Source organism: Planktothrix serta PCC 8927 (assembly GCF_900010725.2).
Taxonomy (GTDB): Bacteria; Cyanobacteriota; Cyanobacteriia; order Cyanobacteriales; family Microcoleaceae; genus Planktothrix; species Planktothrix serta.
This window is the reverse complement of the sequence record NZ_LR734882.1, coordinates 26,888-48,955: the sequence shown is the minus strand read 5'-3', so window position 1 is coordinate 48,955 and position 22,068 is coordinate 26,888. Positions and strand designations below refer to the sequence as shown.

At 39.0% G+C, this 22,068-nt stretch carries 24 protein-coding genes and 2 pseudogenes; 7 read left to right on the top strand and 19 right to left on the bottom strand.

What is annotated here, in order from left to right; genetic code table 11:
• Positions 1–127 precede the first annotated feature (127 nt).
• From PL8927_RS23600 to PL8927_RS23580, 5 genes are all read right to left on the bottom strand, one after another.
• The gene (locus PL8927_RS23600; RefSeq protein ID WP_083625907.1) at positions 128–1,564 is read right to left on the bottom strand and encodes a hypothetical protein; all 1,437 of its coding nucleotides are present in this window, start codon (positions 1,562–1,564) and stop codon (positions 128–130) included.
• A gap of 3 nt (positions 1,565–1,567) precedes the next feature.
• Positions 1,568–1,942 carry a hypothetical protein gene (locus PL8927_RS23595; protein ID WP_083625906.1) on the bottom strand — a complete coding sequence of 125 codons (375 nt, stop codon included), beginning with the start codon at positions 1,940–1,942 and terminating at the stop codon, positions 1,568–1,570.
• A gap of 220 nt (positions 1,943–2,162) precedes the next feature.
• Positions 2,163–6,716 carry a CHAT domain-containing protein gene (locus tag PL8927_RS23590; protein ID WP_083625905.1) on the bottom strand — a complete coding sequence of 1,518 codons (4,554 nt, stop codon included), beginning with the start codon at positions 6,714–6,716 and terminating at the stop codon, positions 2,163–2,165.
• Between the two features lie 278 nt (positions 6,717–6,994).
• Positions 6,995–7,384, bottom strand: coding sequence for a type II toxin-antitoxin system VapC family toxin (locus PL8927_RS23585; protein WP_083625904.1), 390 nt, complete (start codon positions 7,382–7,384; stop codon positions 6,995–6,997).
• Entirely contained in the window at positions 7,384–7,611 is a 228-nt protein-coding gene (locus PL8927_RS23580) for a type II toxin-antitoxin system Phd/YefM family antitoxin (protein ID WP_083625903.1), read from the bottom strand. Before PL8927_RS23580 ends, PL8927_RS23585 begins: the two co-directional genes overlap by 1 nt.
• Positions 7,612–7,879: 268 nt before the next feature.
• Between PL8927_RS23580 and PL8927_RS23575 the strand changes: the two genes are divergently transcribed.
• Together PL8927_RS23575 and PL8927_RS23570 are read left to right on the top strand one after the other, a co-directional pair.
• Entirely contained in the window at positions 7,880–8,212 is a 333-nt protein-coding gene (locus tag PL8927_RS23575; protein ID WP_083625902.1) for a DUF6883 domain-containing protein, read from the top strand.
• A gap of 18 nt (positions 8,213–8,230) precedes the next feature.
• Positions 8,231–8,482, top strand: a complete 252-nt coding sequence (locus tag PL8927_RS23570; RefSeq protein ID WP_083625901.1) for a DUF4926 domain-containing protein — start codon at positions 8,231–8,233, stop codon at positions 8,480–8,482.
• A 197-nt stretch (positions 8,483–8,679) separates the two neighbouring features.
• On the opposite strand, the gene PL8927_RS23565 is transcribed toward PL8927_RS23570, so the two are convergent.
• The 8 genes from PL8927_RS23565 to PL8927_RS23535 form a co-directional block, all read right to left on the bottom strand.
• A complete protein-coding gene (locus PL8927_RS23565) occupies positions 8,680–8,961 on the bottom strand; it encodes a type II toxin-antitoxin system RelE/ParE family toxin (RefSeq protein ID WP_083625900.1) in 282 nt (93 codons plus the stop codon).
• Complete coding sequence (locus PL8927_RS23560; protein ID WP_083625899.1) at positions 8,958–9,170, bottom strand: hypothetical protein; 213 nt, start codon at positions 9,168–9,170, stop codon at positions 8,958–8,960. The genes PL8927_RS23565 and PL8927_RS23560 overlap by 4 nt, the downstream gene beginning before the upstream one ends.
• A 41-nt stretch (positions 9,171–9,211) precedes the next feature.
• The gene (locus tag PL8927_RS28150; RefSeq protein ID WP_197047539.1) at positions 9,212–9,388 is read right to left on the bottom strand and encodes a hypothetical protein; all 177 of its coding nucleotides are present in this window, start codon (positions 9,386–9,388) and stop codon (positions 9,212–9,214) included.
• A 22-nt stretch (positions 9,389–9,410) separates the two neighbouring features.
• Positions 9,411–9,746, bottom strand: a complete 336-nt coding sequence (locus PL8927_RS23555) for a DUF5615 family PIN-like protein (protein ID WP_083625898.1) — start codon at positions 9,744–9,746, stop codon at positions 9,411–9,413.
• Positions 9,739–10,050 (bottom strand): DUF433 domain-containing protein, encoded by a 312-nt coding sequence (locus tag PL8927_RS23550; protein ID WP_083625897.1) that lies wholly within the window; start codon positions 10,048–10,050, stop codon positions 9,739–9,741. Before PL8927_RS23550 ends, PL8927_RS23555 begins: the two co-directional genes overlap by 8 nt.
• A gap of 222 nt (positions 10,051–10,272) precedes the next feature.
• Positions 10,273–10,743, bottom strand: a complete 471-nt coding sequence (locus tag PL8927_RS23545) for a DNA phosphorothioation-associated protein 4 (RefSeq protein WP_083625896.1) — start codon at positions 10,741–10,743, stop codon at positions 10,273–10,275.
• 26 nt (positions 10,744–10,769) lie between these two features.
• On the bottom strand, positions 10,770–11,378 hold the full coding sequence (locus tag PL8927_RS23540; protein ID WP_083625895.1) for a hypothetical protein: 609 nt from the start codon (positions 11,376–11,378) through the stop codon (positions 10,770–10,772).
• A gap of 230 nt (positions 11,379–11,608) precedes the next feature.
• Positions 11,609–11,938 (bottom strand): nucleoside triphosphate pyrophosphohydrolase, encoded by a 330-nt coding sequence (locus PL8927_RS23535; RefSeq protein ID WP_083625894.1) that lies wholly within the window; start codon positions 11,936–11,938, stop codon positions 11,609–11,611.
• A gap of 132 nt (positions 11,939–12,070) precedes the next feature.
• Between PL8927_RS23535 and PL8927_RS23530 the strand changes: the two genes are divergently transcribed.
• From PL8927_RS23530 to PL8927_RS23515, 4 genes are all read left to right on the top strand, one after another.
• On the top strand, positions 12,071–12,823 hold the full coding sequence (locus PL8927_RS23530) for a class I SAM-dependent methyltransferase (protein WP_083625893.1): 753 nt from the start codon (positions 12,071–12,073) through the stop codon (positions 12,821–12,823).
• 124 nt (positions 12,824–12,947) lie between these two features.
• Positions 12,948–14,396, top strand: coding sequence for a glutamate--tRNA ligase (gene gltX / locus PL8927_RS23525; protein WP_083625892.1), 1,449 nt, complete (start codon positions 12,948–12,950; stop codon positions 14,394–14,396).
• Positions 14,397–14,416: 20 nt separating this feature from the next.
• The gene (locus tag PL8927_RS28145; RefSeq protein WP_197047538.1) at positions 14,417–15,550 is read left to right on the top strand and encodes a CAAD domain-containing protein; all 1,134 of its coding nucleotides are present in this window, start codon (positions 14,417–14,419) and stop codon (positions 15,548–15,550) included.
• Between the two features lie 17 nt (positions 15,551–15,567).
• Positions 15,568–16,065: a hypothetical protein gene (locus tag PL8927_RS23515; RefSeq protein ID WP_083625891.1), complete on the top strand. Its 498-nt coding sequence runs from the start codon at positions 15,568–15,570 to the stop codon at positions 16,063–16,065.
• On the opposite strand, the gene PL8927_RS23510 is transcribed toward PL8927_RS23515, so the two are convergent.
• Both PL8927_RS23510 and PL8927_RS23505 read right to left on the bottom strand, forming a co-directional pair.
• Positions 16,049–16,987, bottom strand: a complete 939-nt coding sequence (locus PL8927_RS23510; RefSeq protein ID WP_197047537.1) for an RNA-guided endonuclease InsQ/TnpB family protein — start codon at positions 16,985–16,987, stop codon at positions 16,049–16,051. The two genes, PL8927_RS23515 and PL8927_RS23510, sit on opposite strands and share 17 nt — an antisense overlap.
• On the bottom strand, positions 16,984–17,160 hold the full coding sequence (locus PL8927_RS23505) for a hypothetical protein (protein ID WP_156093307.1): 177 nt from the start codon (positions 17,158–17,160) through the stop codon (positions 16,984–16,986). Before PL8927_RS23505 ends, PL8927_RS23510 begins: the two co-directional genes overlap by 4 nt.
• Before the next feature lie 6 nt (positions 17,161–17,166).
• Here PL8927_RS23505 and PL8927_RS23500 point away from each other — a divergent pair, with 6 nt between their 5' ends.
• Positions 17,167–17,661, top strand: a complete 495-nt coding sequence (locus tag PL8927_RS23500; RefSeq protein WP_083625890.1) for a pentapeptide repeat-containing protein — start codon at positions 17,167–17,169, stop codon at positions 17,659–17,661.
• A 153-nt stretch (positions 17,662–17,814) separates the two neighbouring features.
• Here PL8927_RS23500 and PL8927_RS23495 read toward each other — a convergent pair whose 3' ends face one another.
• The 4 genes and pseudogenes from PL8927_RS23495 to PL8927_RS29185 form a co-directional block, all read right to left on the bottom strand.
• A complete protein-coding gene (locus PL8927_RS23495) occupies positions 17,815–18,747 on the bottom strand; it encodes a phosphoribulokinase (RefSeq protein ID WP_083625889.1) in 933 nt (310 codons plus the stop codon).
• Between the two features lie 182 nt (positions 18,748–18,929).
• Entirely contained in the window at positions 18,930–20,750 is a 1,821-nt protein-coding gene (locus PL8927_RS23490) for a sensor histidine kinase (RefSeq protein WP_083625888.1), read from the bottom strand.
• 321 nt (positions 20,751–21,071) lie between these two features.
• Positions 21,072–21,791, bottom strand: a pseudogene (locus tag PL8927_RS29190) (tetratricopeptide repeat protein); the annotation flags it as partial.
• 126 nt (positions 21,792–21,917) lie between these two features.
• A pseudogene (locus PL8927_RS29185) lies at positions 21,918–21,968 on the bottom strand (hypothetical protein); the annotation flags it as partial.
• Positions 21,969–22,068 lie beyond the last annotated feature (100 nt).

Here is a 22,068-nt window from a genome sequence, read left to right as displayed (position 1 = left end):
CTGTTCCCTTTCGCGTAGCGCTATAACTTAGCGGGATCGACATCAATATAGTTGGCTATCCAAATCCAGGTATCTTTGTAATTTACGGCGACGACTATAATTAATAGACATGGGATCAATCCTTTGATCATCTTTTGTATTTACGACGGAAAAATACATAGATTAATAATCCTGAGCATAAACCGATACTTACACTCAATAAAAAGGCAAATATCCCTGGATTAATGGATGTTTTAGATGGGGATTGATTAGAATTAATCAAAGGTCTTTCAACATAACTGGAAAATGTCGATGCTGCTATTCCTCCCATACCTAAACCGACTCCTAATATTGAAATTGTTTTTTCTAAGGAGCGATCAATTTCCGCCTGTTCAATTTCAACTAATCCGCGAATAGTATTAATTAATTCTGAAAACAAATTTTGACCCGGTATTAAATAGCCTAAATCAACGTTAATTTGTTCTATAAATTTGTTTTTTGTGCGGGTTTCAAATTTATTAAAAAAGGGTAAATCATCCTCTGGTATCAGAATATTATTCAGTTGATTTAGATAACGTTGATAATTTTTAAGATTCGTTTCTATTGTATTTAACTGAAGTTTCATCTGTTGAATATATTCGCCATATTCAAAGGAAGATTGAGGAATTTTAATTAACTCCTGTTTTAAATTTGCTAGTTTTTCTGTTTGATTTTGGGGTAATTTCTTGAGATTCTCTACTTTAGGTAATAATTGTTTATATAAATCCTTCGCTTGTTGATAACACCAACGAGCTTGAGTATAACTATAGAGAATTTTATTTCGACAACACAACAAATTAATTAACAATTGATAATAGTTTCCCTGTGCTTCTAACATTTGGGTTCGCGGAGAACAATTAAACCAAATTAACAAATGAATCGAGTTCGAGGGGTTATATTCTCCCGTATCATATTCAAAAATCGGACTTCCAAACAACTCTCCTACTAAGGGAGAATTTGCTAACAACCGTTGTGCGTCTGAACTGGGAAATAACGCCTCAACACAAGCATTTGCAAAGTCTTGATAATGATCTGATTTTGATAGTAAAGGTTCCGCAAATAATATTAAGGTTTGTCCTAAATCCGATTGAATATTAGCGGGTAATAAACAATAATTAGGGTTTAAAAAATAGTTGATTTCAGCAAGATTAACAACTTCTTCAGGACGACAAAAGAAGGTAATATCAATGGCGTAGGTATCATGAATTTGTAGGGGATAAACTTCGCCTTTAAGTTGGGGTTTATCCGGGTCAGGAATAGCATCAAAACGTAAAGATTGATCAGGTTTTAAAAGTTCTACATAGTCATTTGAAATATCATCTTCTCCTGGGGGAAAACCAATTTTTACTTGATGTTGATCAAGTCGATCAATTAATGTTTCTAACGGGGGATAATTTAACGTTTTTCCTAATTCTTGGCATTTTTCCCAAAGGTGATCGGCTGTTTCTATAGGTTCATCCCCTAACGCTAAATTATTTCTCAGTTGAAAAGCCATTAGCGTTAGTTTGGGATTTTTAACGGTTCTAATTATTGATTGATCTGCCATAAATTAGGGTTTAGCAGAAGGGTTTTTAACAGATTGTTGAATTGCGTTTTTTAACGTTTCTTTGTTAATTTGTTGATTCGGTTTAGGAATATTACCTTCGTTAGTTCCGGGTATACGAGCAACTGCTAATTCTGTGATGCGATCGCTTTTAGACTCGTTTTCTATTAATATAGAATTATTCAAGATTTCTAATTGAGCATCCACAATTTCATCATCTGTTTCATACCAGCTTGCGATCGCAACGGATAAGGTTTCAAGATCATCAGGTAAGGGTTCAATTAACGCGATTAATTCTTGACGTTTTGACTCGGTAAATAATTGAGGCTGTTCCTGTAACAGTCGCATAAAGGCTTGGAGGTTTTGCTGGTAGAAAGACATAGGCTGATACTCAAATGCAATATAGAATTGATTATATCAAATTTAGGGTTAATTTTGTAAACCTGCTCCAAGAAACCGAAAAGCCCTGAAATAAATTTCGGGCTTAAAGCTAAAGTCATCTAAAGATGACTGAAATGCTAAACCGTTGAAATTTAACCCGTTTTAACGGGTTTGAGCTATAAGCCTGAAATTTATTTCAAGGCTGATCAAATTTTAATACTTATTTCCCGATCGCACAAAATGCAGCCCAATAATAGGGAGAAGCAAAGGGTTTATCATTATCATTCATGTTCTGTAAAGACTGACGCAACTGCATTTTATTCCCCAGATCGATCCAAGCTAATAATTCGGCTTTGGTCGCATTTCTTAACCAGTTTTGAGCATGATTTAACGCGATCGCAACTTCCTCACCCTTCCGCAATAATTGATAAAATTTAATCATTAAAATAGCTGTAGAAATATCACTCACCGCCCACAGAGAACTAACAACATTAGTCGAACCCGCCACCAAAAACCCACTCGGTAAACCAATATATTCATCACTATTAGATTGAAAATCAATTAACCCCGTTTCACAGGCGGAAAGGGTGACTAAACGACAGCAACGCAAATCCAATGTAAACACATCCCCCAAGGTTAAACATTCACTCAGATCGAGGGTTTGACCTTTTTCTAGGCGAAGATGGCGACTGGGATCAAGGGGCGAAGGTGGGGGTTCTAGGTAACAGTCTGCGAATAGTAATGCGGACAAAATAGGATTCTCAAAATTAAAATAACCGTGACAGGAAAAATGGTGACAGTTAGCCGTTTTTAGGGTAGTTTGTTGTTCTAAATTAAAGGTGGATTTTTTGGCGTTTTCATGGACTAGAATACGACTCGGGCGTTGCTGAACCAAGGTATGAAAATGAAAATCTAATAGTCTGAAGTATTGGGTATTTAATAGTTTAGCGATCGCTAATAAATAAAAATCATACCCAAAATCAGCAACGCCACGACTCGAATTAAAATAAGTCCGAATACTGTTAACTTCTAAGTCGGTATAGGCTAAATCTTCTGTCGGATTTTGAATGGCAAATAGTTGAGAAAAATCGGGACGCTGACGGTTTTTTGCCGTTTGTAATAGTTGACAACTGGGCGCATAACTCACCCCACCGGAAAACAGATCCATTAAAATGACAGACTCCTGTAGGGGCGAGGCGCGCCTCGCCCCTACCCCTGACGAGGAAGTTAACTCTCCTAAACGATCTTGAGATATCGGTAAAGCATGAAGGGGGAATAAATGCAGAAAACGGTTAGGAATAAGTACCAGGCGATCGCATTTTTCCCCGATAATATTGAGGAGTTGGTCAAAATGTAAGATTTCCCCCAGACGTTGCAGACGGGAGGTTAGGGTGTTTTGCCATTGTTGTTTATCTGTTCGGTAGGCGGTGAGGTAGTCGTCAGCCCATGCTATCAAGGCGTTATAGTCTTCGGGGGTGGACTGCCAGAGTTTGATCCCCCCTGCCCCCCTTAAAAAAGGGGGTTCTGAGTTTTCCAGTTCCCCCCTTTGATAAGGGGGGGTTAGGGGGGGATCTTCTGAGGGTTCTGAAGGTTTGATCCCCCCTGCCCCCCTTAATAAGGGGGGTTCTGAAGTTTGCAGTTCCCCACTTTGATAAGCAGGGGTTAGGGGGGGTGGAGTAACAATAAATACTACAAAGCGATCGCTTAAAATATACCATTCCAAAATCGCGGTATTGTCCCCCGTCAACGCTTGAATATCGCTAAAGGGGATGGGTTCAACCTTTTGGGTGAGGCGGAAATCACCGTCAATGGGGGTAATATCACGGGTAATTAGTTTATCAAGTTTTTGCCACAGTTTGTTGAGACGGCTACGATCTGGGGGTGGGGTTTGCAGGGCGGCGATATTGGGGCTACGTTCTCCGGTTGTCCCGTCCCCAAAGGGTTTGCGGGTGCGTTCTTCGATTTCCAGGCGGCGTTGTTCGGTTTCGATGTTTCGACGCAGACGGTCGAGTTCATCTTTGACAGTTTGGGGAATATCGCCTTTGGGGTAAAGGTCACGGGTTGCCAACAGTTCAACGAGGTTACGGGTTTTGCTGCGTTCAACATATTCTATGGCGGCGGTATAGTTTTTCAGTTCGATGCAAACTTCCACCATTCGTTGATAAAGATATTGCCATTCTTCGGCTAATTTCTGTTTATCTGCATCTCCTCCTTTAACAATTCCTGCCCGTATTTCTTCGAGGGTTTCAATGGCATTATCAAAGGTTTCATAAGCTAACTGCCATTGTTGAATATCTTGATAAGCCCGTCCTAAATTATATGACGTTTGTAAATAATCGTAAGGAAATGCTGCACGGGTTCTAATTTCTAAAGCGGCTTTGTAGGCTGCGATCGCCTTTTTAATATTATCGGCTTTTTCTCCTTTTATTCGATTAGAATAGGCAAGAGCCAGATTATTTTGAGTGGCTGCCCAATCTTTAGGAAAAGCTGCACGGGTTGTAATTTCTAATGCTGCTTGATAGAATGCGATTGCCGATTCAATATTATCCGCTTTTTCCCCTTTTATTCTACTCAAATAGGCATTAGCCAGATTATTTTGAGTGTCCGCCCATTGTTTAGGAAATGCTTCACGGGTTGTAATTTCTAAACCAGCTTGGTGGGTTTCGATTGCCCGTTCAATATTATCAGCTTTTTCCCCTTTTATTCTACTCCAATAGGCACCAGCCAGATTATTTTGAGTGGTTGCCCAATCTTTAGGAAAAGCTTCACGGGTTCTAATTTCTAAAGCAGCTTGGTAGGTTTCGATTGCCCGTTCAATATTATCGGCTTTTTCCCCTTTTATTCGCTCCGAATAGGCATTAGCCAGATTATTCTGAGTCATTGCCCATTGTTCAGGAAATGCTTCACGAGTATAAATTTCTAAAGCAGCTTGGTAGGCAGCGATACTAATCTCTAAATTTTTCTTGCGGCTTCCCAGGGAAAATTGTTGAATTAAATCACCAAAGCTGACAATAACTGTGGCCATATAGGTCGCTTCTTCTATGGAAATTTGTTTAAATTTAGCAGTTGCCCACTTCGTTAAAAGATCGGCTAAATTTTCATCGAGTTTATCCAGGTTTTGTTGAAATAGGGGATAAACAATTTGAGGATTCCCTCGACTTTCTAAAACCGCTTGCAACACATCCAAAAGAAAATCAAGCTGAGGATCACCCTGAGAAATAGAAACTGATGAACGATTTGCTAAAATCCTCTCTAACTCCTGCACTTTGTTTCGACTATGCTCAACCCATTCTTGATTATTTAATTCAGTATAAAACCTCAACGCTTCCCGATAATTTAATAACCCTTCCTCCCATCTTTGCAAACACTGACACATTAACCCCAACATATAATAAGCATTTGCTTCTAACCCTGGTTGTCTTGGCGTTAACCCTTGGGCAACACCTAAAGCCGAGTTATAATAATCCCCAGCCTGACTGTAATTTTTGAGTTGATAATATAACCCTGCAATTTTATATAAAAGCGAATACTCATTAGACCGATCCTGACTTTCTCGGAGTCGGCTTAAGCGTTTTTCTAAAATAGGAATTAATTTTTCAAAGTCTTCTGTTTGTTGATATAATTTCTCTAAATATTCTGATGCTCTAATCACCCATTCTTGGCTTTGCTCTTGCTGCTCATAAACGGCAACTGCTTTTTCAAAAGATGCGATCGCCTCTGAAGCTTGATTCAAAGCCAAGTAAATCAACCCTAACATATAATTTAAGTTAGCGTGATAATAGGGTTGTTCTAAACTCGGTTCTAAATTTAATCCAGCTTGAAAAAAATCAATTGCTAAAGGATATTGTTTTAAACTAAAATAAACGCCACCTAACTCATATAGGGTTTGATATTCTGTTAAGAAATCCTGTTTTTCTCGCAGTAACCCTAATTTTTGTTGATAATAGTCAATTGTATTTTCTAATTGATTTAACTGTTTATATCCTTTAATAATCCAATCTAAAATTTCTGGCTGTTCCTGGGGACGCTGCAACCTTTGAATCACCCCTAACCGTTGTTTAAAATAGTCGATAGCGGTTTCGATTTGTCCCAGTCGCCAAGTTTCAGAAGTTAACCATCGTAAAGCCGTATTTTCCATTTCCCCATCAGACAAACGCCGAGAAATATCTAACATTTGCCGATGACATTCTATTGCTAATTCATCCTGATTTTGCCAATAATATACTTTTCCTAAACTCTGTAACACCGAAGATAAGTTTTGTTGATTATTAACCAACTTGACAACTTCTAATAAACTATGATAATATTGAATTGCTGACTCAAATTGTTGATTATTTAGCAACTCATTTCCAATTTTATCGAGATAATCCCAAGATTGCTGAGTGTGGAGATTATTTTCAACTTGACTAAATAACTGATAAGCTAAACGATAGACTAGGATGGCTTGGTCTTGTTGTTGTAGGGAAACATAACATTGACCTAAACAGAATTGAGAAGCTGCTTGAAACCAGATATTTTGTTGAACTAAAGAACGTTGATTACAAGCGTTATAGGATGCGATCGCATCTTCAAGATAACCTAAATTTTGCCAACAATTCCCGATTCTATACCAAACATCAACCCGATTAGAATCAGCTTCTAAGGCATAAATGAAACAACGTAAAGCCTTTTTGAACTTACCAGCATTCTGTAACTTAATTCCTATATTAATCCCGATTAGGATTAGCAAAGGATTAGGCTGTTGAGTCGGCGCGTCCTGGGAACTATTAGTCATAACCTTAACTCCCTGATGTTAGTCTAATTCAATTCTAGCTCAACAGAAGAATCAGAAACCGGGTTTCTTCCTTAAATCTGGGTGAGGATAAAAAGATTGTTGCAGAAACCCGGTTTCTTCGAGTTAAGTAGGGGAGCAGAAATCGGGTTTCTTCCTTAAATCTGGGTGAGGATACAAAGATTATTGCAGAAACCCGGTTTCTTGGAGTCTGGTGGTTTTCTCATCTAAATTATGCAGAAATCGGGTTTCTTGGTTAACTCTGGGTTAGTTGTTGATCTTTAGTCCCAAATTCTTTGAGTTGGATAAGCATCGAAAGCAATATCTTTACTCAAAATCGGGATATTTTCTTGGATAGATTGAACAATTAACAGTCTATCAAAAGGATCTTTATGATAAAATGAAAGATGGGATAATAGCCTTAAATGATTGAGATGAATCGGCAATAGCTCAAAATCAGACCATTTAATTTTTTCCTCAATATAATCGGCTGCGTTATTCTCTAAATTCAACTTGTTTTGACTCTGTTTAATCGCCATTTCCCAAACACTGGCTACACTAATCAGCTTTTGATTTTGAGTATTTTCTATTAAATCGTGCACCTTATCGGTTAACTGGGAATTTCCCATAAAAAACCAGAGTAACGTATGAGTATCAAGAAGTAACCGCATTACAGATAGTCCTGAAAATCATCTAAAGGTTGATCAAAATCATCAGACATAGAAATCCGATCTTGATCACAACCAAATAAGGGAGGGCGTTGGTTAGCAGGAGAAAACGGAGTAATTTTAATCGTTTGATGATTATTTTTAGTAATCAAAATTTCTTCTCCAGCAAAAGCCATGTCTATCAGTTCCAAAATTTGTGGTAAGGCTTGGTTAATATCCATACTTTTCATGGGTCATACCTTCTATCAATGCAGTTTGATTTTGGACTTTTAGAGACTCTGCCATTTCTAAAACTTGATTAAAATTGGCTTTTTGCATAATAGGTCAATTAGTCATAACCTTAACTTCCTGATGTTAGTCTGGTTAAATTATACCTCAACAGGGAGATCAGAAATCGGGTTTCTTCCTTAAATCTGGGTTAGGATAAAAAGATTGTTGCACCAAACCCTGTGACTCAATTTCGAGATAAACTAGGGTTACTGGTTTAGATACTTCTCTATGCTGATTCCCTATGCTGAGAATGCAGTGGTTGATATTCGTAAACTACGGGACTACTGCCTCAATTTAGAACACGACGACGGTAAGCACAAAGCTCGGCTGTTTTCGTCTATTCTGGGGATGACTGCTGATGATGCGGAAGAATTACGCCAAATTCTTCTGGAAGTTGTTAAAACTCAAGAAGCGCAACTCGGTAGACTAGATGAATTTGGTCAACGTTACACCCTTGATTTTACCGTCCAATGGCAAAATAAAAGTGCAAAGCTTAGGAGTGGTTGGATTATCGAGCAGGGTTCGGATATTCCCAAGTTAACCACTTGTTACCCCCTGTAATCAATAGAGGCAATGTTTATGAAATCCAAAACAATCAAGTTGTTAGATGTCGTCGCTCTCACCGTTGACCTTCCCCAGTATAATTTGTGGCAAGGACAAGTGGGAACAGTGGTAGAAATTTTGGCAAATGGGGCGGCGTTTGAAGTCGAATTTAGTGACCATCGCACGGGTCGCACTTATGAATCAATTGGGTTGCGTCCAGAGCAAATTATTGTCTTGCATTTTGAACCCGTTTCCCCCGATACTGAACTCGCAATGCTCCCGGTCTAACCTACATAATTACTAAATTACTGAGGATTCTTTTTAACTGTGGCTTTTAGCAACAACTCAAATAAACTCGACCTTATAACAGCAGAATCAGAAACCGGGTTTCTTCCTTAAAGTTGGGTGAGGATAAAAAGATTGTTGTAGAAACCCGGTTTCTAGGAGTTTAGGTTGTTCTCGTTCCTGTGAAGTAAACAACATCCTTAATAAACTTCGTCATGAGTTCCTATATTAATTAATAGAATCTCTTCTTCTCCTGTGTTTTCATTCGTCACGAAATTAAACACAATGCGACAATCATAATCTACAATACAAGACCAAGCACCCGCTAAATCTCCTTTTAATTTATGTGTTCTCAAGATAGGATTAAAAGGTTCCCTTTCTAACAATTTTAATCTTTCTGCAATTCTCACTTTCAACTGAGGATTTTTCTGAACTGTAGCTTTAAGAGCGCGTTTAAAAGCTGATGAAGTGATTAAGTTCATTCATCTAATTCCGCCATTAACTCATCTACGGTAACTTTTTGCGTTTTTCCCTGCTTATATTCTGCATGAGCTTCGGCAATACTGGCAGCAATTTCCTTTCTCCTTTTTTCCCCTAATCGTTTTTGGAGAATTTCAATTAAAAAATCTTGCTCTGACTCAGACAGAGATTCTGCCATTTCTAAAACTTGATTAAAATTGACTTTTTGCATAATAGGTTAATTGATTGTATTTTAACTTAGAGTTCCTCTAACTACGATAAGCAAATTTGCTGTTTTAACTCCTCCCAAGACACCTCCTCCTCATCCTGACGAGTATGAGCCACCAACAAATCATAGAAGTCTTCCCACAACTCACCCCACTCCATTAAATCAATTAATACCGCCTGCTTTTCCCCAGCATCATTCACAACAAATTGAATCCCTTTCATCGTTTTTTTCCTTAGCAACAACTCAAATAAACTCGACCTTAGACTGCATTTCCTCTGGTTCTAAATATTCCCAAATCAAAGTCAAACCGCGAATAATATCTCCAATCGAGTGACTTTTTTGTTGACAGTAAACAATGCCATTATGAGGGATTCCGGCTCTAGCTATCCGCAAAAAATCTGTATCTTGGGTAAAAATGACTCGTTTTTGTTCAATGGCAAAATTAATTTGTTCGTGATCCGATGCACCGATCAAATCAGTTTCTGATGTGGTGGTGACATCAATTCCCCGTCGTCGCAAACCCTCTGCAATGGCATTACTGACATTTTCATCCAGATGAAACCGAATTGTTTTAGGCATTTCGACGCTTTAACCTTTCTTGTAGGAGAGAAGGAGTTTGTGCTTGCATTTCTTGGACAAACGCTTCATCTGCCCGAATTTGAGATCGGATTTCTTCTCGATGGTCGTGATAATAAGCTAAAGCCGCATAGACATCAGCTAAAGTAATCGATGGGTAGTGGTACAAAATCTCATCGGGTGACATCCCCATTTCTTCAGACCAAATGACAATATCCTGCACTTTAATTCGATGTCCGGCAATTCGCGGTTTACCTCCACAAACATCGGGAGTTATCTGAATATGTTCTGAAATGACCATTTCCATTTGACAATTTCCTCAGATTGACTAAATAACTAATACGCTAAATTATAAGCTGCGATCGCAACAGAATTGAGAAGCCCCTGTGTCCTGGGAACTATCAGTTATAACCTTAACTTCCTGATATGAGTCTAGTTAAATTATACCTCAACAGGAGAATCAGAAACCGGGTTTCCCAGCCCCAACCCTAAAATATTACAACCTATTTAAGATTGCTATAGAAGATATTTAACTGAGAAAACGAGTTAAATCAAATTCGCCTTCGGGTTGAGAGGGGCGATCGCGTTCTGCCATTAATATTAATAATAATCGATCTGAATAATCAACAGTACCGCGACATTCTTCCCGCAATATTTCTAATCCTCCATTCGCATATTCTTCAAAGATTAATGCTCGTTGTTCTTCGGCTTCGAGTTCAAAAGGAGATAAAAGTTTAGGATTTTGGGTTTCGGCGATCGCTACTAATTTAATAATCCCATCGTATCCCCTAGAAATAAAAACTTCCATTGAAATCGGCCCTGGATCACGTTTAGAAAGTCCATCGATTGGAATTCGTTTTTGACGTCGTTTTCCTAATAAAGCAGCAAAAGCTACCACATCAGCATAGGTTTGAAATGGCCCTGTTTTGCCTTCTATTTCCGTCAGCGATCGCACTAATTCTGCTTTATCTTTAGCGATTCTAATTCGTGTAATAGCCATAACTGATTAGAATGAATCATAGAGTCTTAAGCTTCTAATAACGCCGCATCTAGTAATCGTTGTTTGACTTCATCCTTGAGAACGGCGACTTTTTTCTTCTCCCCTTGAATACTTTGAGAAATTCCTAACGCTTTTGCTAAGGATTTAGTTCGATCTAAGGTTAAACGATTAATATCCTCTAATTGAGTAATGGCAAAAGACTGTAATAATCTGATAACTCGCTTGCGATTTTCGGGTTTTTGTCGAGAAGGAAGGGGTAAAGATTGGGGTAGAGTTTCTATTGAAATAGAAGGAGTTTGTACAGCTTCAACTGTTAGTATTGTCAAGGGTTTTTCCTCAACAATAGGGGGTGGTTCTAAAGTGAGGGGAATTTCTGCTTTAGCTAGGGGAAGAATCTCGACAGGTTCAACTTCAACCACCGCTTCAGCGATCTCCTCTAAGATGGTCACAACAATGGGTTCCTCTGGGAGAGGAGAGGGAGAAGCAGTTGGGGATAAGTTAGATTTCCAATAGGCTTTCCAGAGTTCGCTGGCGCAGATTGAGGGATACATCATTGACCACCAAACCAGTCGGGAATAAACAACAGGTAAGGTATAGGAAGCCTTTAACCAGGGTAGGGAATAATTGCTAAACATTAACCGATCTTGATATCGTTTAAAATTGAAGTTTTACTGATGATACCGCATTTTTTATAAGAATACATCATTGACATCCACCCCCTCGTAGAACGAGGGAGATTCCATCTATTTAAGCAGATCGAAAATCGACAACTGCTTAAATTCTGGTGGGGTAAAAGTGAACAACCCTAACCTGTTGTTTGCCTAGGAAATTTTTTAGCGGTTAAAATTGAGGAGTCTTTTAACAGTTACGCGATCGCTTCCGTCCAGAGTAATTTGATTTTGTGTTCAAAGCCTCCTTTTTCTGCGCGTTTATGATCTCGTTCTAATAAAATACATTCATTTTCAATCCCATAACTTTCCATTAAGGCGTCTATTACCTCTAATAAATCGGCTAATTCCTGGACTAATTCACGGTCAGAAGCTTGGGCAACTTCTTGGGCTTCTTCCAGAATTTTATCGCGCAAAGCTTGACGATATTCGGTTTCAGACAAGGTTTTAATATCACATTGATACCCTGATTTTTGAATCAGTTCGGGGATGCGATCGCGCACTAATTTGTTATATTCTCGCCGCAAGGTATGATTCTCCTATGAAACATGAGGTTAAGTTGATCTTTTTAGCACCCTAACACCGATTTAAACAATTTTAATCAATTTTTTGCTATTGTTTGCTAGTCTAACAAAAGTTGGAATCTAATGTAAACTCCTATGAAACCTTTGTATCAATATTTATCCTTGATTATTTGTTGCATTGCGGTGATTTTGTGGGGATGTCTACTCAATCCTGATCCTATTCTAGCCTTAACCTCTCCTAGAGTTGATCAAGTTTATCAATATCGCATCCTTCACAGTCCCGATGGTATTGGTAAATTTTATTTAGGTCGGGAAATTGCTCAAGTCATGGGTCATGAAGGAGCCGGATGGTTAGAACGTCCGGGTCGAGACAGTTCAGAACAACCTCAACAAGCGATCGCAGCTTTAGATTTAAAACCTACTGATATTGTGGCAGATATTGGTGCAGGAACTGGATATTTTACCTTTAGAATCAGTCCTTTAGTTCCCCTAGGAAAGGTCTTAGCTGTTGATGTACAACCGCAAATGTTAGATTTAATTAACTTTGTTAAAACTCAGGAAAATATTCCCAATGTAGAACCAATATTAGGGACAGTAAATAATCCTAATTTACCCGAATCTAGTATTAATTTAGCTTTGATGGTGGATGCTTATCATGAGTTTCAATATCCTCAAGAAATGATGCAGGAAATTGTGAAAGCGTTAAAACCGGGCGGACGGGTTGTATTATTAGAATATCGTCAAGAAAATCCGTTTATTTTAATTAAAGGACTGCATAAAATGTCAGAGAAACAAGTTAAAAAAGAAATGGCAGCCGTCGGTTTAAAATGGCGAGAAACCCAATCTTTTTTACCGCAACAACATTTTCTGGTCTTTGAAAAATCTTAACCTTTGACCCGCTTTGGAGAAAATTTTGTGCTGAGGCGACTGAATAATGGTAAGCTGATAATATCTGTGTATTTTCACAACCAATGGGGCAATCCTCCCCTGTTAAATTAAAATTGATATTGATATGAGTGTTAGAGTTCGTCTTGCTCCAAGTCCAACCGGAAATTTACATATAGGAACTGCCAGAACTGCTGTATTTAACTGGTTATTTGCGCGTAACCAAGGTGGCACGTTTGTTTTACGAGTTGAAGATACCGACTTAGAACGGTCTCGCCCTGAATATACTGAAAACATTCTAGCCGGGTTAACCTGGTTAGGCTTAACTTGGGATGAGGGGCCGTTTTATCAATCCGATCGTTTAGAGTTGTATGGTCAAAATATCAAAACCTTATTGGAAAAAGGGTTAGCCTATCGTTGCTATTGTACCCCAGAAGAATTAGACGCCATGCGAGAAGCCCAGAAAGCTAGAAATGAGGCGCCTCGCTATGATAACCGCCATCGTCATCTGACTCCCGAACAGCAAGCAGAATTTGAAGCGGAAGGTCGTCAAGCTGTGATTCGCTTTAGAATTGAGGATGATCGAGAAATTAGTTGGACGGATTTAGTTCGGGGAAAAGTCACCTGGAAAGGCAGTGATTTAGGCGGTGATATGGTGATTGCTAGAGCGTCTGGTGAGGGTAAAATTGGGCAACCGCTTTATAATTTTGTGGTGGTTGTCGATGATATTAATATGAAAATTACCCAGGTGATTCGGGGTGAAGATCATATTTCTAATACTCCTAAACAAATTTTGCTTTATGAAGCGTTAAATGCGGCTATTCCTGAATTTGGTCATACGCCGTTAATTCTAAATGCTGAGGGTCGTAAATTATCAAAACGAGATGGTGTCACCTCGATTTCTGATTTTAAAACGATGGGATATACCCCAGAAGCTTTAGCCAATTATATGACGTTATTGGGTTGGACTCCACCCGATGCGACTCAAGAATTATTTACTTTAGAAGAAGCGGCTAAACACTTTAGTTTTGATCGAGTCAATAAAGCTGGGGCAAAATTTGATTGGGATAAATTGAATTGGATTAATAGCCAATATCTTCATAAACTGCCGATACCCGAATTAATGACGTCATTAATCCCCTATTGGCAAGAAGCGGGTTATGAATTTGACCCAAATTCAGATGGCGCTTGGTTAGAGCAACTGACGGCATTAATTGGCCCTAGTTTAACAACGCTTAAAGATGGGGTGGAAATGAGCCGATTATTTTTTACCCCAACCGTTGAGTTAGACACTGAAGCAAAAACGCAATTGCAACAGGAAGGTGCGATCGCAATTGTGCAGGCAATTCAGGATAAAATAACCCAACAACGGGATCAACCCTTAACATCGGATGCTGCGAAAGCAATGATTAATAGTGCGATGAAAGAAACAAACGTCAAAAAAGGTTTAGTGATGCGATCGCTCAGAGCAGCTTTGATGGGAACAATGCACGGCCCAGATTTAATCGAATCTTGGTTATTGTTCCATCAAAAAGGGATTGATTTAATTCGTTTTCAAACTGTTTTACAGGGTTAATTTTTAACGAGGCAGATATCATGGCAAATTCTCCCAGATCTCGCAAATCATCCGATGCCAAGGGCAATTCTTCCCAATCTAAAAAATCTAAGCCTACAGTTGATTCGACACCCGCCCAAGCATCTGAGGCAGAAACGGGAGTTGATTCCCCCCTATCCCCATCTTCAGAGTCCCCAATTGTTGAAACTCCGGTTGAGGAGTCCGTAACCCCGACGGAACCGATTACGGATGAAGCAATTGTAGAACAGGTTCTTGAAGAATTATCCCCAGTGGAAGAACCTGCACCGGAACCTGTGGCGGAGGAAACCCCAGTTGTAGAAGAACCTGCGCCGGAACCTGTGGCGGAGGAACCCCCAGTTGTGGAAGAACCTGCGCCGGAACCTGTGGCGGAGGAGCCCCCAGTTGTGGAAGAACCTGCACCGGAACCTTTAACAGATCAAGCCGTGATCGAACAAGTTCTGGATGAGTTGCTTCCACCGGAAGCAACCACACCCGAACCTGTGGCCGAGGAACCTGTAGCGGTGGAAGCACCCACACCTGAACCTGTGGCCGAGGAACCTGTGACGACAGAAGCAGTCGTGGAACAGGTTGTTGAAGATCTACCCCCGGTGATTGAACCCACACCGGAGCCGTTGACGGATCAAGCAGTGGTGGAACAAGTGCTGGAAAACTTGCCTCCGATCCTGGAACCGGAACCTGTTGAAGTGCAACCGGAATGGGTTAGAACTTCAGCAACGGAGATTTTATTCAATGCTGAACCGATGACGACAAGTGCCTCTAAAGTTGAGGTTGTTATTGATTCTCCAACTTCATTCTCGTATGATTCTGTTAACCAATCCTTACAACCTATGAAAGAAGAAGTTCTCGCGTTTTTATCTCAACTCCCTGAAAATTTAGGGAGTTTCTTTAAGGAATACAAGCGTCCTTTAACCACAGTGGGTTTACTAATTGCCCTCTTAATTACCTTCAAAATTTTAGTGGGATTAGTAGAAATTATTAATGAAATTCCTCTAATCAAACCCACATTTGAAACCGTTGGTTTAGGATATTCAGCTTGGTTTATTTATCGTTATCTCTTAAAAGCAGATAATCGCAAGGAACTCAGCGCAGATTTTAATACCCTCAAAGAAGAAATTCTGGGTAAAAAGTCATAAATAAAACGGTTCCAACAATGACTAATGCAACTCTAAAAAATTTAGCATTGGGCGTTGTGATCATGACGGTTGGGTTATTACTGCCTCGTTCAGTTCAAGCTCAACCGTTTGACAGCGCATCCACCCCCATGTTTGAAAACATTACCCTGAACCCTAAATTTAGCCCCAACCCGCTATTAATTCGAGGATTAAGTGGGGGGCCAGCTTTAGCACAAGATACCGCAGGGCGAGAAGACACTCAAACAGGAACTTGTATGGGTTATGTGGATCAACAACCCGATCATACTTTGATTTTAACCAGTTTTTTTGATTATTTAAAACTCCAAGTCCAAAGTAGTGAAGATACTGTTTTAGTCATTCGCGGGCCTGGAGGAAGTTGGTGTAGTGATGATTCTAAAGATATGAATCCCAGTATTGAAGGTCAATGGTTATCGGGAAAATATGAAATTTGGGTTGGGTCTTATAAACCGAATACCTATCACCCTTATATCATTCAAATTACAGATAAACAATAGTAGATGAAGAAACCGGGTTTCTGCTGTAATCTTTGCTGCTATAACAGAAATCTCGTTGAAGAAATCCGGGTTTCTGCTGTAATCTTTGCTGCANATCTAATGGCATCTCACTGACTTGATAGAAACAATTAGAACAGAGTTTGGAACTGGGAAACCATCTATCAATCTCGACTAACTTTCCACCTTTTCGACCTAGTTTGTAAGCTAAGAAATTAGTGAAAGTTCCCCATCCACAATCAGATATTGCCTGAGCCAAATTGTGATTACGAACCATGCCTTTGACATGAAGATTTTCTACGATCACAGCTTGGCTATCGCTGACTAACTTATGACTAAGTTTGTGTAAAAAATCTTGCCGGGAATTACTAACTCGTTCGTACACTTTAGCAACAATTTTTCTATACTTTTGTCTTGACTTACTTCCTTTTTGTTTGCGCGCTAATTTTTTCTGCTTAAGTTTGAGGTTTTTCTCATGCTTGGCAAGATGTTTAGGATTATCGTATTTAGAAACATTTTCACCATCAGTGACAACTGCAAAGTGCTTTAACCCTAAATCAATACCGTAAATCTTACCTTCTGAAACAGTAGGGTTTTCCCCTTCAATTTCAGTCAATATAGATGCCAAATATTTGCCTGATGGTGTTTGACTAACAGTTACAGTCTTGATTTTCCCTTCAATCGGTCTATGTATTTTGGCTTTGACTATTCCAATATTACCAGGAAGTTTGACATTACCCTCAACAATCTTGACATTTTGAGGGTATTGAATTGACTGTTTGCCCTGTTTAGACTTAAATTTAGGGAAGCCTGCACGTTTATNTGCTTTATTGTAGATTAGTCGAACACACCCCAATGTTCTCCTCAACAGGTCTTCTTGTTCAGGAGTTGGATAGAATCGGTAGCGATAGGCTTTTTCTGTCATGTCTTACATTCTAACACGGAATCTGTAATTTGTTTTTTGATGTCCCGCCATTCATCCCGACACCAACGTTCCATAAAGGTGCGGGTCTTCTGGCTCCGATTTTCGATAATGTCAAGATTGGTATTAGGGAAGGTAACATAAGTATAAATAACTTGATCCGAGAGGGGAGTCATTAATAAATGCTTAGAATTTGGCAATTCATCGTTTTAACCGTTGTTTTAGTGCTGTTGGCTTTTCCTGTTCCAGCGTGGGCGGCAAAAAATCCAGGCCATCTATTTTTCAGCCATAGTTTACTACAAGGACGAGATTTTTCTAATCAGTCTTTACCAGGGGCTGAATTTGCTAATTCTAATATGGAGTTAGCCAAATTTGATAATTCCGATTTAGAAGGGGCTATTTTTAGTAAAGGAATTCTAACAAAAGCCAGTTTAAAAAAAGCAAATTTAACTTATGCAATGTTAGATCAAGCTAATTTTACTGAAACAGACTTAAGTGATGCTGTATTAGTCGAAGCCTTATTTTTGGGTTCAACCTTTTATCATACAAACATCCTAGGGGCTGATTTTACTGATGCGATATTAGATCGAGAACAGATTCGACAATTGTGTCTGGTTGCGAGGGGAGTTAATTCCCTAACGGGAGTTCCAACTCGTGATTCCTTGGGATGCAAATAAACCTTCGATTATAACGGGAAATAATGCTGTTTTGATCAGGAATCATGAGATTATTTCCCGACCCCTAAACTAGATCAAAATTGCTTTTTTGTTCCCCTCAGTAATACAGCCACCCAGTTAGGGAATTAGATCAAACCCAAATTTTTAGTTAAACTAAATGACTTTAGTGGCTTTAATCATGTGATAAGCAATTAATAATTGTGTTAAAGCTAAAGGATAGCTTTGTAGCATTTCTCCTGTTGTTCCCTGTAAAATCCCTAAATTTTGATTACCTCCAGAACTACAAAAGTTTTTTAAACTCGGTAATTCATTACAAAGAATCATTTCTAATTCATTGACTTGATCGAGGGTGGCGTGACTATCAATTTCTAAGACATCTACGGGTTTACCCATATCTCGATCTAATCCTAGACGCACGGCTCCAATATGATGACCACTTTGTTGATCTAAAATCTTACTAAAATCTGGGTGAGGAATGGTCGGACGCAAAACTAAACGAACATTCAAGTTGGTTCCATTTTCATCACCATCTGGAGGATAAAAGGTAACAATTACATCGGCTGATTTTCGTTGGGGACGAATAAATGCCTCTGAGTCAGGTTCCCGTTGTTGTAATGCGAGAAGTACCTCTTCTTCAGAGTAACCCCGTTTCATTGTATCTCGTTTAATTTTCCATTTAGCCCGGAGAGATTCAGGCGGAGCTAAATACACTTTCACATCATAATTATCCCGAATTCCACGAGTAGAATAACCCAATAAACCTTCTACAATTACAAACCGATTGGGTTTAATATATTCCGGGGGATCAAATGTTCCCTGATGATGATTATAAATCGGTTTAAGAATAGGTTGTCCTGTCCTTAATAAGGTGAGATGTTGCTGCATAATATCCAGATAGTTACAATCTGGATGTAAGGGGGTAATATCCATTTCCGCTCGTTGTTTGCGGTCATAACGGTGATAATCGTCGGTACAAATTACCGTTACATTTTCTTCTCCCAAGACTTGAGCAATTCCTTTTGTCAAGGTTGTTTTTCCGGCGGCACTGTCTCCAACAATCCCTAAAATAATCGGGCGATGTGTCATGTTCTCCACCTGTATAGAATAGTTTTTCTGTAGGCAATTCAGCCTAGATTTCTCCTATTGTAAGGGTGAATGGAATCACAAGCAAGAAATTGATCGGGTTTACAAAAATTAACTTTGAATTCTGCCAACATCGCCCTCGTTATTTTAAGCTTGAGATCCTGAGTTCTATTGTTTTTAATAAATTAGACGTTAAAGGCTTCTCCCTCTTCTTGAATTTTATCGGAAGCTATTTCTGGAAAGGGAGCTATATCAATCATTAATGAAGATTGCAAAGAGGCATTAAAGGTTGAACCATATCCTACCCGACTTTGCACTAATCGTAAATCTCCCCCCATCATTTTACAAAAATGACGGCTAATTGCTAAACCTAATCCTGTCCCTCCATATTTACGCGCCGTTGAACTATCCCCCTGAATAAAGGCTTCAAAAACATATTGTTGTTGTTCTTCTGGAATCCCAATTCCTGTATCTTGAACACAAAAATTAACCTGATAAGTCTGTAAAGGATTAGAGGCTGAATTCTCCGAATTTAAAGCATCTGAGGAGGAGTTAATCGGTTCATGAATTACTGTTAATATAATTTGACCATGTTGTGTAAATTTAGCAGCATTACTGAGTAAGTTAAACAGAATTTGTCTAACTTTTGTTGAATCTGTATGAATAATAGTTAAAGCCGGATCATAATTCAGGGTTAAAATATTTCCATTTTGACTCACTAAAGGTTTAACCGTAGCAACAACACTTTCAATTAACTCTTTTAAATCAAAACTTTCTAAATACAGTTCCATGCGTCCGGCTTCAATTTTCGACAAGTCCAAAATATCATTAATTAAGGATAATAAATGTTTTCCGGCTGTATTGATCATATCTAAATCCCCAACAAATTCATCTTGACCTAAATCCTTCGCATCTTCACTGAGCATTTCACTATAGCCTAAAATGGCATTTAAAGGCGTTCTTAACTCATGACTCATATTGGCTAAGAATTGGCTTTTAGCGAGATTAGCAGATTCTGCCGAATCTTTGGCTTGTTCTAACTGCTGAGTACGTTGATCAACTTGTTCAATTAAGTAATTAACTGAGTTGGCTAAAGAATAGATTTCATGAATATCCGTCTGGAAAGGAACCCGAAGTTGATAATTTGATTCCTGGGCAACTTGTTCAGCGACTTGCTGGGTTAAGCTTAACGGTTGAGTAATTGAACGAGTAGTTTTGATCGCTGCGATCAGGGAAATTAAAACAGATAAGAAGGCACTAAGGATAATAATTAAATTTTCTAAACTACGAGCTTTTTTCATTAAAATTTCGCCCATATTTTCCTGCTCTTCGGCTTTTTTTAACCATTCGGCTAATTTATTATTCAGCTTTCCTAATGTGTGAAAAGCTTGTTGATCAGATAATGATTTAAAGGACTGATAAATAGCTTGATTTTTTGAATTTGCGGATAAAGTAGGTGAAATAGGCTTTAAGGTTTCAACAGTCTTAATATAGGTTTTTAAACTGTCTTGATAAGTTCGGAAAAATGATTTTATCTGTGTCGGTGCTGCAACTAACCAACTGGGTTTTTGATCGATAAAGTCTTCAATTTGAACAACAAGCTGTTCAAGTTCAACCAGGTTCTGGCGGATATTTTTTTGATCCTGATTCCAGGTTGGCGGCTTGTCTTGTGAAGAGATCAAGTGATAACTCCGCAATTGTATATTGAGAACGGCTGTATTAAATTGACTGAACAGTTGTGCTTGTCGATGAGCATCCGATAATTGATAATAAGCCCGTTTTTGGTAAATATCCGCCAGCAATAATCCTGTAATTGAACCCGTAAAACCGATGACAATGGCTAAAAAATAGCCATAACCAATTTTTTGATAAATAAACCAACGAGACTCGGAATGCTTCTTGCGCCGAAAAGGATTGTGTTTAACAATATAATCCTTTAAAGGATTGGCGATAACTGTTTGAGTGTCTTGATGAGTTGCGGTAGATTTTAAGTCTTCAGATGGCATCAGCCTATACTCCTTTTCCCTCCCAGTTACATTTGACTAAAGAATATTTTCCGGGTTCATCTTTCTTCCTCCCGGTCGACTCCCGCCATAGCTGTACTCAGCTTGGCGGTGAGAGGAAAGGGAGGGCGGGGTCTATGCAACATAGTGAATTCTTGGGGTTTGGAGGAAACCGTTGTGCCTCAGAAGTGGCGAAACTCCCCGGCATACCTGCTGGCATTACAGGATTGAGGCTACCGATATTGTTCTGCTTAGACCCGCCTCGGTAGGGCGTTTAATTGGGTTTGGGGATTTCTCCCCCTCCTATTTCTAGGGTAAAGTTAGCTTCNCGGTGGGTTCTAATTTGTTATTAGTTAAATCATCAATTCTTAAAGAGACAAACCATCGACCACTAGGGTCTAACTTAACTGTTACTGTTGAGGGTTGACATTCTTTTGGAAGTTGACGACTCCAGCGAATCGGTAAAGGTTGTTTATTCTTAGCTAGATAAATTTCACCGTTTTTATAAGTAAATGCAGCTTTGGTAAATTCTGCACTACCCCCATGACGTTTCTTTTTAAAGTTCGGATATTTAGCCCGACCTGAAAAGAAGTTTTTAAAAGCGGTTTGCAGATGTCTTAATCCTTGCTGAAGTGGAACTGAACTCACATGATTAAGAAAGTCTAGTTCTTCTTCTTTTTTCCATTCAGTTAACAGGGAAGATGTTTCACAATAGCCTACTCGTTCTTTCCGTTCGTACCAAGCTTGGGNGGCTTTTTCCCCTTTTATTCGCTCCGAATAGGCATTAGCCAGATTATTCTGAGTCATTGCCCATTGTTCAGGAAATGCTTCACGGGTATAAATTTCTAAAGCAGCTTGGTAGGTTTCGATTGCCCGTTCAATATTATCGGCTTTTTCCCCTTTTATTTGATTCCAATAGACATTAGCCAGATTATTTTGAGTTTCTGCCCATTGTTCAGGAAATGCTGCACGGGTTGTAATTTCTAAAGCGGCTTGATAGGTGGCGATTGCCCGTTCAATATTATCGGTTTTTTCCCCTTTTATTCGATTCCAATAGGCAGTGGCCAGATTATTTTGAGTGTCCGCCCATTGTTTAGGAAATGCTTCACGGGTTCTAATTTCTAAAGCAGCTTGGTAGGTTTCGATTGCCCGTTCAATATTATCGGCTTTTTCCCCTTTTATTCGCTCCGAATAGGCATTAGCCAGATTATTCTGAGTCATTGCCCATTGTTCAGGAAATGCTTCACGAGTATAAATTTCTAAAGCAGCTTGGTAGGTTTCGATTGCCCGTTCAATATTATCGGCTTTTTCCCCTTTTATT

Coding starts and splice junctions, on each gene's coding strand:
- PL8927_RS23600 (WP_083625907.1), bottom strand. CDS start 1,564: ATGGCAGATCAATCAATAATTAGAACCGTTAAAAATCCCAAACTAACG.
- PL8927_RS23595 (WP_083625906.1), bottom strand. CDS start 1,942: ATGTCTTTCTACCAGCAAAACCTCCAAGCCTTTATGCGACTGTTACAG.
- PL8927_RS23590 (WP_083625905.1), bottom strand. CDS start 6,716: ATGACTAATAGTTCCCAGGACGCGCCGACTCAACAGCCTAATCCTTTG.
- PL8927_RS23585 (WP_083625904.1), bottom strand. CDS start 7,384: ATGCGGTTACTTCTTGATACTCATACGTTACTCTGGTTTTTTATGGGA.
- PL8927_RS23580 (WP_083625903.1), bottom strand. CDS start 7,611: ATGAAAAGTATGGATATTAACCAAGCCTTACCACAAATTTTGGAACTG.
- PL8927_RS23575 (WP_083625902.1), top strand. CDS start 7,880: ATGCTGATTCCCTATGCTGAGAATGCAGTGGTTGATATTCGTAAACTA.
- PL8927_RS23570 (WP_083625901.1), top strand. CDS start 8,231: ATGAAATCCAAAACAATCAAGTTGTTAGATGTCGTCGCTCTCACCGTT.
- PL8927_RS23565 (WP_083625900.1), bottom strand. CDS start 8,961: ATGAACTTAATCACTTCATCAGCTTTTAAACGCGCTCTTAAAGCTACA.
- PL8927_RS23560 (WP_083625899.1), bottom strand. CDS start 9,170: ATGCAAAAAGTCAATTTTAATCAAGTTTTAGAAATGGCAGAATCTCTG.
- PL8927_RS28150 (WP_197047539.1), bottom strand. CDS start 9,388: ATGAAAGGGATTCAATTTGTTGTGAATGATGCTGGGGAAAAGCAGGCG.
- PL8927_RS23555 (WP_083625898.1), bottom strand. CDS start 9,746: ATGCCTAAAACAATTCGGTTTCATCTGGATGAAAATGTCAGTAATGCC.
- PL8927_RS23550 (WP_083625897.1), bottom strand. CDS start 10,050: ATGGAAATGGTCATTTCAGAACATATTCAGATAACTCCCGATGTTTGT.
- PL8927_RS23545 (WP_083625896.1), bottom strand. CDS start 10,743: ATGGCTATTACACGAATTAGAATCGCTAAAGATAAAGCAGAATTAGTG.
- PL8927_RS23540 (WP_083625895.1), bottom strand. CDS start 11,378: ATGTTTAGCAATTATTCCCTACCCTGGTTAAAGGCTTCCTATACCTTA.
- PL8927_RS23530 (WP_083625893.1), top strand. CDS start 12,071: ATGAAACCTTTGTATCAATATTTATCCTTGATTATTTGTTGCATTGCG.
- gltX (WP_083625892.1), top strand. CDS start 12,948: ATGAGTGTTAGAGTTCGTCTTGCTCCAAGTCCAACCGGAAATTTACAT.
- PL8927_RS28145 (WP_197047538.1), top strand. CDS start 14,417: ATGGCAAATTCTCCCAGATCTCGCAAATCATCCGATGCCAAGGGCAAT.
- PL8927_RS23515 (WP_083625891.1), top strand. CDS start 15,568: ATGACTAATGCAACTCTAAAAAATTTAGCATTGGGCGTTGTGATCATG.
- PL8927_RS23505 (WP_156093307.1), bottom strand. CDS start 17,160: ATGACTCCCCTCTCGGATCAAGTTATTTATACTTATGTTACCTTCCCT.
- PL8927_RS23500 (WP_083625890.1), top strand. CDS start 17,167: ATGCTTAGAATTTGGCAATTCATCGTTTTAACCGTTGTTTTAGTGCTG.
- PL8927_RS23495 (WP_083625889.1), bottom strand. CDS start 18,747: ATGACACATCGCCCGATTATTTTAGGGATTGTTGGAGACAGTGCCGCC.
- PL8927_RS23490 (WP_083625888.1), bottom strand. CDS start 20,750: ATGCCATCTGAAGACTTAAAATCTACCGCAACTCATCAAGACACTCAA.